The 13,510-nt window shown below is 65.6% G+C and carries 14 protein-coding genes and 1 pseudogene; 4 read left to right on the top strand and 11 right to left on the bottom strand.

The genetic code is table 11. The features are described 5' to 3' along the window. Positions 1–278: pseudogene (locus B9C43_RS48530) on the top strand (transposase); the annotation flags it as partial. 483 nt (positions 279–761) lie between these two features. On the opposite strand, the gene B9C43_RS48525 reads toward B9C43_RS48530, so the two are convergent. The 6 genes from B9C43_RS48525 to nadD form a co-directional block, all read right to left on the bottom strand. Continuing rightward, entirely contained in the window at positions 762–1,487 is a 726-nt protein-coding gene (locus B9C43_RS48525; protein ID WP_084434052.1) for a ComEA family DNA-binding protein, read from the bottom strand. A gap of 135 nt (positions 1,488–1,622) precedes the next feature. Continuing rightward, on the bottom strand, positions 1,623–2,465 hold the full coding sequence (locus tag B9C43_RS48520) for a DegV family protein (protein WP_033382666.1): 843 nt from the start codon (positions 2,463–2,465) through the stop codon (positions 1,623–1,625). Between the two features lie 11 nt (positions 2,466–2,476). Beyond that, positions 2,477–3,196: a diglucosylglycerate octanoyltransferase gene (octT, locus tag B9C43_RS48515; RefSeq protein ID WP_084434051.1), complete on the bottom strand. Its 720-nt coding sequence runs from the start codon at positions 3,194–3,196 to the stop codon at positions 2,477–2,479. Continuing rightward, a complete protein-coding gene (locus B9C43_RS48510; RefSeq protein ID WP_033382664.1) occupies positions 3,193–3,807 on the bottom strand; it encodes a histidine phosphatase family protein in 615 nt (204 codons plus the stop codon). The genes octT and B9C43_RS48510 overlap by 4 nt, the downstream gene beginning before the upstream one ends. Then, positions 3,804–4,178, bottom strand: a complete 375-nt coding sequence (gene rsfS / locus B9C43_RS48505; protein WP_084434050.1) for a ribosome silencing factor — start codon at positions 4,176–4,178, stop codon at positions 3,804–3,806. Before rsfS ends, B9C43_RS48510 begins: the two co-directional genes overlap by 4 nt. Positions 4,179–4,247: 69 nt before the next feature. Continuing rightward, on the bottom strand, positions 4,248–4,862 hold the full coding sequence (gene nadD / locus B9C43_RS48500; RefSeq protein WP_063751001.1) for a nicotinate-nucleotide adenylyltransferase: 615 nt from the start codon (positions 4,860–4,862) through the stop codon (positions 4,248–4,250). Between the two features lie 106 nt (positions 4,863–4,968). On the opposite strand from nadD, the gene B9C43_RS48495 reads away from it, so the two are divergent. Continuing rightward, complete coding sequence (locus tag B9C43_RS48495) at positions 4,969–5,658, top strand: nitroreductase family protein (protein WP_084434049.1); 690 nt, start codon at positions 4,969–4,971, stop codon at positions 5,656–5,658. 28 nt (positions 5,659–5,686) lie between these two features. On the opposite strand, the gene B9C43_RS48490 is transcribed toward B9C43_RS48495, so the two are convergent. The 3 genes from B9C43_RS48490 to B9C43_RS48480 form a co-directional block, all read right to left on the bottom strand. Next, complete coding sequence (locus B9C43_RS48490; RefSeq protein WP_033382660.1) at positions 5,687–5,917, bottom strand: ferredoxin; 231 nt, start codon at positions 5,915–5,917, stop codon at positions 5,687–5,689. Next, the gene (locus tag B9C43_RS48485) at positions 5,914–7,143 is read right to left on the bottom strand and encodes a cytochrome P450 (RefSeq protein ID WP_084434048.1); all 1,230 of its coding nucleotides are present in this window, start codon (positions 7,141–7,143) and stop codon (positions 5,914–5,916) included. Before B9C43_RS48485 ends, B9C43_RS48490 begins: the two co-directional genes overlap by 4 nt. An 85-nt stretch (positions 7,144–7,228) precedes the next feature. Beyond that, the gene (locus B9C43_RS48480) at positions 7,229–7,816 is read right to left on the bottom strand and encodes a TetR/AcrR family transcriptional regulator (RefSeq protein WP_084434047.1); all 588 of its coding nucleotides are present in this window, start codon (positions 7,814–7,816) and stop codon (positions 7,229–7,231) included. A gap of 78 nt (positions 7,817–7,894) precedes the next feature. Here B9C43_RS48480 and B9C43_RS48475 point away from each other — a divergent pair, with 78 nt between their 5' ends. Then, entirely contained in the window at positions 7,895–9,997 is a 2,103-nt protein-coding gene (locus B9C43_RS48475; protein ID WP_084434046.1) for a RecQ family ATP-dependent DNA helicase, read from the top strand. A gap of 294 nt (positions 9,998–10,291) precedes the next feature. On the opposite strand, the gene B9C43_RS48470 is transcribed toward B9C43_RS48475, so the two are convergent. Then, entirely contained in the window at positions 10,292–10,768 is a 477-nt protein-coding gene (locus B9C43_RS48470; protein WP_143447118.1) for a hypothetical protein, read from the bottom strand. Between the two features lie 128 nt (positions 10,769–10,896). Here B9C43_RS48470 and B9C43_RS48465 point away from each other — a divergent pair, with 128 nt between their 5' ends. Further along, positions 10,897–12,177, top strand: a complete 1,281-nt coding sequence (locus B9C43_RS48465; RefSeq protein ID WP_084434044.1) for an MFS transporter — start codon at positions 10,897–10,899, stop codon at positions 12,175–12,177. Here B9C43_RS48465 and B9C43_RS48460 read toward each other — a convergent pair whose 3' ends face one another. Beyond that, a complete protein-coding gene (locus B9C43_RS48460; RefSeq protein ID WP_084434043.1) occupies positions 12,178–13,440 on the bottom strand; it encodes an FAD-dependent oxidoreductase in 1,263 nt (420 codons plus the stop codon). It abuts the gene before it with no gap. Positions 13,441–13,510 lie beyond the last annotated feature (70 nt).

The raw sequence follows: 13,510 nt of genomic DNA, 5'->3' as shown, positions 1-13,510 counted from the left end.
CAGGAGTTCATCCCGTTCCTGGACTATGACGTGGAGATTCGGCGTGTGTTGTGTTCCACGAACGCGATCGAGTCGTTGAACGCGCGGTATCGTCGTGCGGTGCGGGCACGAGGGCATTTCCCGACCGAGCAAGCAGCGCTCAGTGCCTGTATCTGGTCACCAGGAGCCTGGACCCGACCGGCACCGGGCAAGCCCGGTGGACAATGAGGTGGAAGCCCGCGTTGAACGCGTTCTCCATCACCTTCAGTGACCGCTGGCCGGCCGCTGAAACCTACTGACAACAACGGCCGGAAACACCCTTCGCGTTACAGTCCCTGGCATTCAACGGTGGCAGGGTTCCGGTGAGATCGTTTCGACTGGTTAAGGCGCATCGCCGACTTTGCGGCAATGCCCGAACCCCATGAGGAAACAAGTCTTTGGCTCTGGTCCGTTCATGAGTAGGCCGGTTTCGTCGGCTATGTGTCGTGGCAAGGTCCATTGTCGGCGAGATGACATGGCTTGATCCTCCCGGTCTGCGGCTTGCCCTGAGCGTTTCCTTTTGGGTGCAGGGCCGAGGTCTCGGCGAACACGTATAGCTGGCACGGCCTCTGGAGGGGCAGGGATGGCGTGGCGCTACGGAGCTGTGGTTGTTCCTTGGTTGAGAGGTCAGGGTGGGATGCGGAAGTTGGAGAGGATGAGGAAGCCGCCGAGTAGGGCGGTGAGCCAGAGGGTTTCGAGGGGTGAGTAGGGCCAGTTGTCCGGGGTGGGCAGGAAAGGGATGGTCATCGTACGGTCACCAAGTCCTTGAGTTTGGAGTATCGGCTTTCGCCGATGCCGTCTATCTGGCGGAGTTGTTCCACTGCTGTGAACGGGCCGCGTTCGGTGCGCCAGTCGAGGATGCGTTGGGCTGTCACCGCTCCGACGCCTGGGAGGTCGTCGAGTTGGGCGGTGGTTGCTGTGTTCAGGTCGAGTTTCGCTGGTTTGGGTTGTGGTGCCGGTGCCACCTCCGGTGGGGGTGGGATGCCTACGTAGATCTGTTCGCCGTCGGCTAGGCGGCGGGCCATGTTGAGGGTGAGCGCGTCTACTTCGGACACTCCGCCTGCTGCTTGGATTGCGTCTGCTACGCGGGAGCCCTCGGGTAACGTGATGAGGCCTGGTTTGGGGACTCGGCCGACGACGCTCACCACGATTCTTGCCGTGGACGGGCGTGGGTCGTTGCTGACAGCTGCGGCCGGCAACAGCGGTGGTACTTCTTTTTCTGGCTGTGCCACAAGGATTCCGATGGCTGCACAGGAGGCCACGACGACAGCGGCCGTGGCGACGACAGGCAGTCGGAGGTTCTTCAGACGTGCGCGCACCGGGGGTTGTGATGACGGGGTTGGCGGGGTTTCGTCCACCCATTCCGGTGTGGGGTCAGGGATTTCGGTTCCGCGGGCAGCAGCCAGTTGCTTGAGTCGGATCTTCGGGTCGTTTTCGGCGGTGGTTCGGCGCCGGCTTGTTTCGAACATGCCTTCGACGCTAGGCCGGTTTTGGGTTGGATGCCCGGGTGGCGGTTTTGGGGCTGTGGACAACTCGTTTCTGTGGACAGGTTGGGGTGCCCTCGGGTTTTTCTGGTTGGGTTGTCGGTGGTTTGTGGTATTGCGCTAGTCGGGGAGGACCACGACTCCCAGCACACCTGGGCCGGTGTGCGCGCCGATCACCGCACCCAGCTCCGACACTACGCACCCGGACGACCGAGGCAACCGTTCCTCAAGGCGGGTCGCCAGTTCGGCGGCCCGGTCCGGCGCGGCAAGGTGGTGCACGGCAAGGGAAACCGGCCCGCTCCCGGCCGAATCCACAGCGAGGTCAACCAAACGCGCCATCGCACGGCTGGCCGTCCTGACCTTCTCCAGCGGCATGATCCGCCCGTCCGCGACGTGCAACACCGGCTTGACGGCCAACGCAGTCCCGACCAACGCCGCCGCTGCCCCGATCCGCCCGCCGCGTCGCAAGTACTCAAGCGTCTCGACCATGAAGTACGTCTTGGCACGAGCCGCCGTCGTCACCGCCTCAGCCTCGACATCGAGCCCTTTGGCACCGTCAGCGGCGGCCGCGGCGGCCCGCAAAGCGGCGAACCCCAGCCCCATTCCCGTTGTCCGGGAATCGACCACACGGACCTTGTCGGCCCCGACTTCCTCGGCAGCGAGACGCGCCGAGTCCCAGGTCCCCGACAAGTGCCGTGACAAGTGTACGGACACCACGCCGGACGCGCCGCCATCCAGCAGCTCCCGGTAGACGGCCGCGAACTCGTGCGGTGACGGCCGCGAAGTCGTCACGACCTGCCGTTGGGACAGGGCGCCCGCCAGCTGCATCGGGCCGATGTCGATGCCGTCCAGCCCGGTTCGGTCGTCCATGACGACGTGCAGGGGCACCACGCGCACCGAGTGCCGGGCCGCGAAGCCTTCCGGCAGGTGCGCCGTGGAGTCGGTGACTACGACGACGGACATGATCGCCGAGCCTACGTCTGTTTCGGGCCGCTGGCGGCGACCAACTCGGCCAAAGCACGGCCGACTGTCTTGTGCGCGTCCCAGCCCCAGTGCATCCCGTCGGCGTTGCCGTGCCCGCCGAGCACGTGATCCCTGGTCAACGCGGCCAAGTCGAGCACGGGCACCCCGGCGGACGAAGCCCAGCGGGAAATCGCCAAAGCGCCCGGGACACGCCCGGTGTGCACACCCCGGTAGGACTGCGCCCGGTGCTCCGGGGGCAATACGCCGACAGCCGGCAAGGTCGGTCGCAACGCCCGGATCGACGTCAGGATCAAATCGAGGTACCGGACGGTCAGCGCAGGTGGCAGCGCGACCGGCCGCCCACCCATCACCTGCGAGAGCCACGGCTGAGCGGCCAAATACCGGGTACGGGCCCATCGCCGCAGACCATCCGGGCGCACGTAGCGCAGCCCTTGCCGCAGATACGTCGGCAACGGCGAAGGCAGCGTGTCCATGCTGCCGACTCCGAGAACGAGCACGTCAGCCTTGGGCAGCAAGGTCCATACGCGAGGGTCGCCCACCAGGGACCAGTACGCGTCGCGCGCCGTCCACCCGAACCCGGCGACCAGCTCGGCCGTCCCGCCCAGTTCCGCCGCGGCGACGTTCGGCCAGAGCCGTTCATCGTCGGCGGGCATCGGCCCATCGGGCCCGTGGAAGCTCAGCGAGTCGCCGAAGACCAGCAGCGTCGTCATCCGGTGATGCCGGCGTTGTAAGCGATCAGCCGCCAGGCCAGCCCGGTGCTTGCCCGCCGGGCGAGCACAGTCCAGTGGCAGTTGCCGATACCGCCGAGCAGCGGCCAGTTCTCCACCGGCAGTCCGAGCAGCCTTCCGGTGAGCGCCGTGATCAAACCGCCGTGCGTGCCGAGGATGACGGTCTCCTCGTCGCCCTCGTCCAGATCAGCGACGACCTCGGCGGCACGAGCGGCAACCTCGATACGCGTCTCACCACCTGGCGGCGCCCAGGTCGCGTCGTTCTGCCACACGATGCGGGAACCTGGGGACATCTCATCGACCTCGGCGCCCGTGAAGCCTTGCCACTCGCCGAGGTTGGTCTCACGCAAACGCTTGTCGATCCGCAGCGGAACCCCCGTCGCGTTGACGAACACCGTCGCGGTGTCCGTCGCACGACGCAGGTCCGAGGCAACAACGAGGTCCGGGGAGAAGCGAGCCAACGCGGGCACCGCGAACCGGGCCTGGTTCCAGCCGACCTCGGTCAGTGCGGAGTCCAGATGCCCTTGCATCCGGCTCTCGGCGTTGTAGTCCGTCTCCCCGTGCCGCCACAGCACGAGGCGGCGAAGAGTCACGTCTCCTGCCCGGTCGTCGGGTCGAAGTCGATCCGCGGGCAGTCCTTCCAGAGCCGCTCCAGCGAGTAGAACGAGCGTTCCTCGGTGTGCTGGACGTGCACGACCACGTCAACGAAGTCGAGCAGCACCCAGCGGCCCTCGCGGGCGCCTTCGCGGCGGACCGGTTTGGTCCCGGCCTCGCGCATCTTCTCCTCGACGTTGTCCACGATGGCGCCGACCTGGCGCTCGTTGGGCGCGGAGGCGATCACGAAGCAGTCGGTGATCACCAGCTGGTTCGACACGTCGAGAACAACGATGTCACTGGCCAACTTGTCAGCAGCCGCGTTGGCAGCCACCAGCGCCAACCTGCGTGCGTCGGGCGTAGCAGGCACGTCTCTCCTTGTCCGGCCATCAGCAATTGAGGTATGAGGGTACCTGGGCCTGGCCGGACGGGCGCGTGACTATTCCGACTGGCAGCCGATGGTCCGGTCGGCGTACAGGTTGCGCTTCTGGATGTACTGCACGACGCCGTCCGGGACCAGGTACCAGACCGGCTCGCCCAAGGCCACGCGGTCACGGCACGCGGTCGACGAGATCGCCATCGCGGGCACCTCGACCAGGCTGACCGAACCGTCCGGCAGGTGATGGTCGTCGAGTGTGTACCCGGGTCTGGTCACGCCGATGAAATGGGCGAGTCCGAACAGCTTCTCGGCGTCCCGCCACGACAGGATCTGCGCGAGCGCGTCCGCGCCGGTGATGAAGAACAGCTCGGCGTCCGGCCGCTTGGCACGCAGGTCCTGCAGCGTGTCCACGGTGTACGTCGGCCCGCTGCGGTCGATGTCCACCCGGCTGACTGAGAACCGCGGGTTGGACGCAGTCGCGATCACCGTCATCAGATAGCGGTCCTCGGCCGGGCTGACCTCCCGCTCGCCTTTCTGCCACGGCTGGCCGGTCGGTACGAACACGACCTCGTCGAGGTTGAACCGCGCCTGGACCTCGCTCGCCGCGACGAGGTGACCGTGGTGTACCGGGTCGAAGGTGCCACCCATGATCCCGATGCGACATTTCGCCGACATAGCTCGGGAGGGTACGCGGCCGCAACGCTGGTAGTGGGGCCATAACCTGCCGTTTTCACCGATTGGGGGCGCATTTCTCCTGATCATCGAGGCAGGATGAGGGGTTATGAGGAGTTGGACACCCATGCACGGCCAGCCGTACCAGCCGACGCCTTACCGGCCGCCGCGGATTCCGCCGAAGGCGTCCATGGTGATAGCCGCTGACCTGCGGGAACGAATGAGCCAACGACGCACGGTCCGTGCGTTCGCCGCCGACCCGGTGCCGGAGCAGGTCGTCCTTGACGCGATCGCGGTGGCGGCGACCGCTCCTTCGGGGGCGCACCAGCAACCGTGGACGTACGTACTGGTAACGAACCCCAAGACCAGGGCGGCCATCCGGTGCGCGGCCGAAGAGGAGGAGCGCCGCTCCTACGAGGGACGGCTTGGTGAGGAATGGCTGTCCGCTCTTGAACCTCTCGGCACTGACGCGCAGAAGCCGCACCTGACCGACGCGCCGTACCTGATCGTGGTCTTCGAGCAGCGGTTCTACCTCGACGAGAACGGCGACAGCCACAAGCACTACTACGTCGACGAATCAGTCGGCATCTCGGTCGGGATGCTGTTGACCGCTCTGCACCTGTCCGGGTTGTGCGCGCTCGTGCACACACCCAGCCCGATGAAGTTCCTGTCGGAAGTGCTGGGCCGGCCACGCAACGAGAAGGCGTTCGCCGTCATCGCGATCGGCTATCCCGCGCAGGACGCGGTGGTCCCGGATCTGGTGCGCAAATCTCTGGACCAGGTAATCGTCCGGGCGTGAGGCGAGCCACGCCCGGACGCACGGAACGTCAGTCGGTTGGCGCGACGAGCTGGTCGCCGGCGGTGCTGAACACCTTGATCGCCTCGACCGGGCAGGACTCGGCCGCGTCGATCACGACCTCGTCCTGGTCGACCACCTCGGCCAGTGCGTGCGAACCGTCACCTTCGAGCTCGAAATGGTCCGGCGCGATACCGACGCACATCCCCGACGAGATGCACAGGGGCCGCTCCACCTCGATCCGCCACTGTGTATCGCTCACTCACGTACCTCCGCCCAGGTAACCGGCAGCTCTTGCAGGCCACGTACTAGACGACCATGCTTCCACGGCACTTCCTGCGCGTCCACGGCAAGCGAAAGGTCCGGGAATCGTTTGAACAACGTGCCGAGTGCGACCTGCAGTTCCAACCTGGCCAGCTGCGCGCCGATGCAGTGGTGCACGCCGTGTCCGAACGCGATGTGGCCGACGACCTCACGGTCCAGGCGCAGTTCTTGCGGGTTGTCGAACCGCCGCGGGTCCCGGTTGGCGGCGATCAGGTCGACGAACACGCCTTCGCCCGCACGTACCGTCGTGCCGCCCAGCTCGATGTCCTCGGTGGCGATCCGGACGAACCCACCGCTCGCCCCGAGCGGGGTGTGCCGCAGCAACTCCTCGACAGCGGAGTTCACCATGTCGGGGTTGGCCCGCAGTTTGGCCAGCTCTTCGGGGTGGTTGAACAGGTTGTAGACGAAGTTGCCGAACTGGTTGGCCGTGGTCTCGTGCCCGCCGACCAGCAGCGCGACGGCCAGCTGGGCGATCTCGTCCGGGTTGAGCCGATCGTCGTTGTCCCTTGCCTGCATCAGCGCGGTGAGCAGGTCTTCCTGCGGGTTCTCCCGGCGTTGGTCGAGCAGCCCTGACATGTAGTCGGTCAAGTTCTGCTGGGCCTGTTCGATCTCGGCCGGTGTGAAAGCGGTGAGCGCCAGCGCCGCGTCGGTCCACCCGCGGAACTTCTCGCGGTCCTCGTAGGGGACGCCGAGCATCTCGCAGATCACGGTGATCGGCAGCGGCCAGGACACCGACGACATCAGATCGGCTGGTGCGCCCTTGGCGATCATCTCGTCGATCAGGGTGTTCACGATCTGCTGCACGCGCGGCCGGAGCAGTTCGACTCGCTTGGCGGTGAACGCCTTCGCGGCCAGCTTGCGCAATCGGGTGTGGTCCGGCGGATCCATGTCGAGAATCGTGCGGTCCTCCCGGATCAGCGGAGTCGACCGCGGCACGTCCTTGCCGAACGCCACTGCCCGGCTGAACCGGGGATCGCCCAGCACGGCTTTCACGTCGTCGTGGCGGCGAGCGACCCACGCGTCACCGCCGTACGGCAGGCGGACGCGGACCAACGGCTCTCCGTCCGCGAGCCCGGCACGTTCGGGTGAAGGGTTGAGTCCTGCGTAGTCGTCTGTGCCGCCTCCGCTGAACGGGTAGTTGATCGGATGTTCTGTGGTGGTCATCGACCAGCCCCCTTTATGGCTGTAAGCGCTTGCTTACAACCCCGACCGTACTCCCGGCCTGACGGAGGGTCAACGAACCGTTGCCCTATGTGCCCGGAATATCCCTAACGTCTTCCAGCAATGCCCGGACAGCGGGCAACACGCAGGCCATCACGTCGTCGCTGTCGGCGCTGGCCAGCGGGTCGGTTCTGGCGACCGATCTGACGATGTCGATTCCGATGATCCAGGCCAGCACGAGGTGGGCCCGCAAATCGCGATCCGGCTGACTGGTCAGCCCGGCGAGCGTGCGGATGTAGTCCTGCCCGAGTTGCTCATTGATCTCCTTGGCGACGGTGTCCTCACCGGTTGATCGCAGCATGATCTGCACCGTGTGGTCGCCTTGCTGCTCCTTGCCGAGGATGCCGCGCAGGATCCTCGCGAAGACCTGATCGGACGGGATCTCCGCGAGATGCTCCCGGCCCGAGCGAGCGACCACGGCCGCGAACAACGCCTCCTTGCTGCCGAAGTACCGGAACAACAGCGCCTGGTTGACACCGGCACGGCCCGCGATGTCACGGACAGTCGTCCGGTCATACCCTCGTTCGGCGAACAAATCCCTTGCCGCGTCGAGCAAAGCCACCTTGCTCGCGGCCGAGTCCCGCCTGCGTTGTTCGGTCACTTCCGCTCCTGACATCGTACGAACGGTCCGTTCGCACGGACTTGTCCTGGCTTACTACGGTGCACTCGCCGCACATACGGTAGAGGTGGATTGGTGAACGAACTACGCGAAGACGCCGAGCGTCACCTCCGGGCGCTCGCCGGCGACGACGCCCGGCTGCGCGATGATCAGTGGACTGCGATCGAGGCACTCGTGGCCGGGCGCAGACGCGCGCTCGTCGTCCAGCGTACGGGCTGGGGAAAGTCAGCTGTGTACTTTGTGGCCACCGCGTTGCTACGGGCGCGCGGCTCGGGTCCGACGGTGATTGTCTCACCACTGTTGGCGTTGATGCGTAACCAAGTTGAGGCGGCCGCGCGGGCAGGCGTGCACGCCGCCACGATCAACTCGTCCAACTCGGACCAATGGCGTGAGGTACAGGACTCCGTCAACGCGGGTGACGTGGACGTGTTGCTGGTCAGCCCGGAACGGTTGAACAACCCGGATTTCCGTGACAACGTGCTGCCTTCGCTGACGGCGTCGGCGGGAATGCTCGTTGTGGACGAAGCACACTGCATTTCGGACTGGGGCCACGACTTCCGGCCGGACTACCGGCGGCTGCGCACGTTGCTGACCGAGCTGCCCGCCGGTGTGCCAGTACTGGCGACCACGGCCACCGCCAACGACCGTGTCGTGCGGGATGTGGCTCAGCAACTGGGACTTGGACCGTCCACAACAGACACATTGGTCCTGCGTGGCGCGCTCGACCGAGAGAGTCTAAGATTGGCGGTGGTGAGACTGCCGGACGCCGCGACGCGACTGGCATGGTTGGGCGAACAGCTCCCGGAGTTGCCTGGCTCCGGGATCATCTACACATTGACTGTCGCGGCGGCCGAAGAGGTGGCGTCGATCTTGCGCGAGCGGGGGTTCGAAGCAAGGGCGTACTCGGGGAAGACAGAGCAAGCTGAACGGTTGCGGGCCGAGGAAGACCTGTTGGCCAACCGGGTCAAGGCGTTGGTGGCGACGTCCGCGCTCGGGATGGGGTTCGACAAGCCGGATCTCGGGTTCGTGGTGCATTTGGGGGCACCGCAATCGCCGATCGCGTACTACCAGCAGATCGGCCGGGCGGGCCGTGGTGTGGACAAGGCCGAGGTGCTCCTGTTGCCGGGGGCGGAAGACAGGGACATCTGGGCTTACTTCGCATCGTTGGCCTTCCCACCGGAGCAGGTAGTGCGGCAGGTGCTCGCCGCGTTGGGCGACGCGGACGGGCCGATGTCGTTGCCTGCCTTGGAACCGCGCGTGGACTTGTCCCGCTCGCGACTCGAGGTCGTGCTCAAAGTGCTCGATGTGGACGGTGTCGTGCGACGAGAGCGCGGCGGCTGGGTGCTTCTGGATGGCTCGTGGACATACGACGCGGAGCGCTATGCGCACGTGGCCGAAGCACGGGTGGCCGAGCAGCAGGCGATGCTCGACTACCAGGCCACGGACGGCTGCCGGATGGAGTTCCTGCTCCGGCAGCTGGACGATCCACATGCGACGGCGTGTGGGCGGTGCGACAACTGCACAGGACGTACTTGGGACACAACGGTTTCCCAGGGCGGCGCGGCTCAAGCGCGAGATCGGCTGCGGCGCCCGGGTGTGGAGGTGATGCCGCGACGGCAGTGGCCGCCGGGAATGAAGGCGCTCGGTGTGCCCTTGTCAGGCAAGATCGCGAAGGAGGATCAGGCCCAGCCCGGGCGGGCGCTCGGCAGGCTGACCGACATCGGCTGGGGCAATCGGCTGCGAGCGTTGCTGGGGACGAACGCGCCGGATGAGCCCGTGCCGGATGACGTGTTCGACGCGTGCGTGAAGGTGCTGACGAACTGGAAATGGGACGGCCGACCGGTAGCCGTCGCCACCATCTCGTCAAGCAGACGGCCGAAGCTCATCCACAGCCTGGGTGAGCGGCTGGCCGCGATCGGACGGCTGGAGTTCCTCGGCGAGGTCGACATCGCCGGGGGCGCCGACCGCCGAGGCAACAGTGCTCAACGGCTTGCCGGTCTGTGGCAAACGATGCAGGTCCCCACATCGCTTGCCGAGGGTGTCCGGCGGGTTGGCGGGCCGATCCTGCTGGTGGACGACCAGATCGACACCGGCTGGACGATGGCGGTCGCCGCGAAGCTGTTGTCCGACGCGGGGTCCGGGCCGGTGCTTCCGTTCGCGCTGGCGACAACGACCTGATTCCCGCACTGACGCTGACGACATCTGATTCCCGCACTGGCAACGAGACCTGATTCTCGCGCTGGCAACGACAACCTGACTTTCGCACTGGCGACACCTGATCCTCGCGCTGGCGAGGACGACCTGATTCTGACCGCACTACGGAAGGAACGTCATATGCGATGACGCCCTGAGTTAATTGCTAGGCCCAGGCCCACTGCGCTGGCAGCCGCCAGCGTCCCGCTCTGTCGTGCGGTCTTGTCGTGCAGCAGTTCCGGGGCGCGGTCGACAGGGCCGTGGAATGGCGGTGGTTGTTCAGGACAAGGAGATGATGCGCTGGGCTTCGGCGATCACTAGGGCATCGATGTCCTCGACGGTCAGGTCGGTGTACTCGACCTCGCAGTAGCAGTGGTCCAGTTCCATGAGCCTGCTGGCGAGTTCGAGTTCGTGGAGCCAATACTCCGAATTGGCCCATGCGGCCAGGTAGCTGGGCGTCAGGTCACCCGCCACGAGGCGAGCGGCCATGGCGCGGACAGCGGCTTGGTTGGCAGCTGCGCTGTCTCGGGAGTGGTGGGGCAGGCCGACTTCCGACATGACGGCCTCGATCAGCTCGTTGACCTCGTAGTCCGCCTCACGGACCGGCAACGCGGCGAGCATGCGCAGAGTCGGGCCGTCCACGCCCGCAGTCAACAGGTCGCAGGCCGCGTAGATGACGTCGGCTGCGGTTGCCTCGCCGACTTGCCATAGGGCAACGGCGTCACGCATCGCAGACAAGGCGGAATCAGACCTCACGGGCACATGGTGGCTTGACCGGCAAGGAGGTGTCACGGGATTAACGATCACTCCCGGTAGCTGGACACGGAACGTGAATGCGGTTGGAGATCTACTAATCACGCGTTTCGTGTGGTTAGGTCCATCGCATGTCGGAGCAGGTGGCACAGCCGGTTGAGCACAAGTTGCCGGTTCGCAAGCTGGTCGCGGCGAGCATCGGCAACGCGATCGAGTGGTACGACTGGACCGTCTACGCGACGTTCAGCACGTACATCGCGAGTGCGCTGTTCGCACCGGACAGCAAGGCGCTGATCACGACGTTCGCGACGTACGCGCTGGCGTTCTTCTTCCGGCCGCTCGGCGGGTTCCTGCTCGGCCGGTTCGCGGACGTGCGCGGCCGTAAACCGGCGATGATCCTGACCATCGTGCTGATGGCCGGTGGGTCGCTGGCGATCGGTGTGCTGCCGACGTTCGCGGCGGTCGGCTGGCTGGCGCCGATCTTGTTGCTGCTCGCGCGGATCGCGCAGGGCATCTCGTTGGGCGGCGAGGTGTCGAACGCGTCGGCGTACCTGGGTGAGATCGCGCCGTCGTCGAGGCGTGGCCGCTACTCCGCGTTCTTCTACATCTCGACCGGTGGTGCCGTGCTCATCGCGTCGCTGCTGGGGTACTTCCTGATCCGGATCCTCGGCAAGGAGGACATGGCCAGTTACGGCTGGCGGATCCCGTTCATCGTCGGCGGTGTGCTGGGCATCGTCGGGTTGTGGCTGCGCCGCACCATCGACGAGACCGAGCACTTCGAGAAGAGCAAGGACAAGGCGCGGCACGTCAAGAACCCGTTGCTGTTGACGCTGAAGCAGCACCCGAAGGCGGTGGGCCAGCTCATCGGCTACACCATGCTGTCCACGCTCTGCTACTACACGTTCTTCAGCACGTTGACGCCGTTCGCGATCAACGCCAAGAAGGCATCGGCGGACGATGTCTTCCTGGCGTTGTCGATCGGCACCGCGTTGTTCATCGCGCTGCAGTACCCGATGGGTGTGTTGTCGGATCGGTTCGGCCGTAAGCCGCAACTACTGGTGTGGTCCGCGGCGACGGCGATCCTGATCGTGCCGCTGTCCACTTTGATCACACCGAACGTCGGCAACCTGATCGTGGTGTTCTGCGTGGGCCTCGGCCTGTACACGGCGATGACGTCGATCGCTCCGGCGATCATGAGCGAGATGTTCCCGACCGAAGTGCGGGCGCTCGGTATCGGTGCCTGGTACAACGTCACGGTCGCGACGTTCGGCGGCACCGCGCCGTTGGTGAACACCGCTTTGGCGGAGGCGGGTATGTCCTACGTGTTCTTCTGGTACGTCGCGGCTGGCGCGGTCATCGCGTTCTTCGTCATCCGCACGTTGCCCGAGACCAAAGGCATGGACCTGAAGTAACTACTTGCCTTGGCCACTGAACATCGCCCGCTTCAGCGGCGGGATGGCCGAGCACGCCCGCAGCACGGTCTTGAACATCACGCGGCCTGCCGTGGCCTCGGACACCGACTGATGGGCGTTGCGCAGCGAGAACCGGACGGCTTTGAAGCCGTACGTGATCATCTGCCGCTCGTAGTCACCGACCGCGTCCAGCACGGACCGCTTGCCTGCTGCGACCTCGACAAGGTTGCGGCACAACAACTGCGCGTCACGCAGCGCGGTGTTCGCACCGATGCCACCGAACGGGGTCATGCTGTGAATCGCGTCGCCGAGCAACGTGATGTTCGTCGTGGGCCACTGCTTCAGCGGCACCGAGGTACGAATCGGCAACAAGGACACCGCCTCGCCCGGCGACTCGGCCACCAACTTGCGCAATCCTGGATGCCAGTCCGCGATCATCCCGCCGACCATGTCGCGCAGTCCGTCACCGTCCAGTTCGGACACCTGGACGGGGAACCGGCCACTGTTGGCCGCGAACGCCCACATCACGTAACTCTGGGTGTTCTCGAACAAGACCTCGTTGTACTCGAAGGTCTCGTCGTTCACTCCCCCGCCCAGCTCGTGCGGCGCCACGAACATGCAGCACCCCTTGGGCGGCATGATGGTGTTCGGGCCTTCGACCAGCCTTGACGGCAGCAATCGACGTGTCTCTTCGGTCAACGGGAACTTGCCCGCGATCGCGATGATCCCGGTGTCGATCCGCTCGGCGTGCGGAAGGTATTGCTTGCGCATGCGCGAGTTGCCGCCGTCCGCACCGACCACGACATCACCCGTTGCCGTTGTGCCGTCCGCGAAGTGGCACGTGACCGTCCCGTCCGGGTTCCGTTCGTAGCGCACGAATTCCTTGTCGTAGTGCAACACGTCCTCCAGCCCGGCGGACAGCACCTGGTGCAAGGTGATCCGGCTGGCCGAGTGGTGCGCCGACGCCGCGTCCGGACCGGAGGTCAGCTCGTCCTCGATCAGCAGCAGCTCAGTCAACTGTTCGGTCAGAAACCGGTAGTCGCCGGACTTGCCGCACGAGTCGACAAACCTTCGCCAAAGCTGAGGCGGCAGACACTCATGTAAAGCCGCTGCCCCATGCGGGCTGATGTGCACGCGATAACCCTGCAGACGCTCGGTGCGAGTACGGCTTCGCTCGTACACCTGCACGTCAACGCCGGCCTGGCGCAGCCCTTGCGCCAAGCAGAGCCCGCCTGTCCCACCGCCCACAACTAGAACCTTCATGTCTCCTCCTCGGTCGATACACCCATAATCAACCTGACGGATGATTGTGTCAACCTTATATTTGATTGAG

It is taken from the genome of Kibdelosporangium aridum, from assembly GCF_900176515.1.
GTDB classification, from domain to species: Bacteria; Actinomycetota; Actinomycetes; order Mycobacteriales; family Pseudonocardiaceae; genus Kibdelosporangium; species Kibdelosporangium aridum.
The sequence above is the reverse complement of the archived record's forward strand: the minus strand, read 5'-3'. Positions and strand labels throughout refer to the sequence as shown.

Excerpts from the sequence above, each read along its gene's own strand:
- octT (WP_084434051.1), bottom strand. The coding sequence starts at position 3,196 with ATGACGACGCTGCTGGTCTTCGGCGACTCGCTGAGCTTCCACGGGCCC.
- B9C43_RS48525 (WP_084434052.1), bottom strand. The coding sequence starts at position 1,487 with ATGTTCGAAACAAGCCGGCGCCGAACCACCGCCGAAAACGACCCGAAG.
- B9C43_RS48495 (WP_084434049.1), top strand. The coding sequence starts at position 4,969 with ATGAGGAGTTGGACACCCATGCACGGCCAGCCGTACCAGCCGACGCCT.
- B9C43_RS48480 (WP_084434047.1), bottom strand. The coding sequence starts at position 7,816 with ATGTCAGGAGCGGAAGTGACCGAACAACGCAGGCGGGACTCGGCCGCG.
- B9C43_RS48485 (WP_084434048.1), bottom strand. The coding sequence starts at position 7,143 with ATGACCACCACAGAACATCCGATCAACTACCCGTTCAGCGGAGGCGGC.
- B9C43_RS48460 (WP_084434043.1), bottom strand. The coding sequence starts at position 13,440 with ATGAAGGTTCTAGTTGTGGGCGGTGGGACAGGCGGGCTCTGCTTGGCG.
- B9C43_RS48465 (WP_084434044.1), top strand. The coding sequence starts at position 10,897 with ATGTCGGAGCAGGTGGCACAGCCGGTTGAGCACAAGTTGCCGGTTCGC.
- B9C43_RS48520 (WP_033382666.1), bottom strand. The coding sequence starts at position 2,465 with ATGTCCGTCGTCGTAGTCACCGACTCCACGGCGCACCTGCCGGAAGGC.
- nadD (WP_063751001.1), bottom strand. The coding sequence starts at position 4,862 with ATGTCGGCGAAATGTCGCATCGGGATCATGGGTGGCACCTTCGACCCG.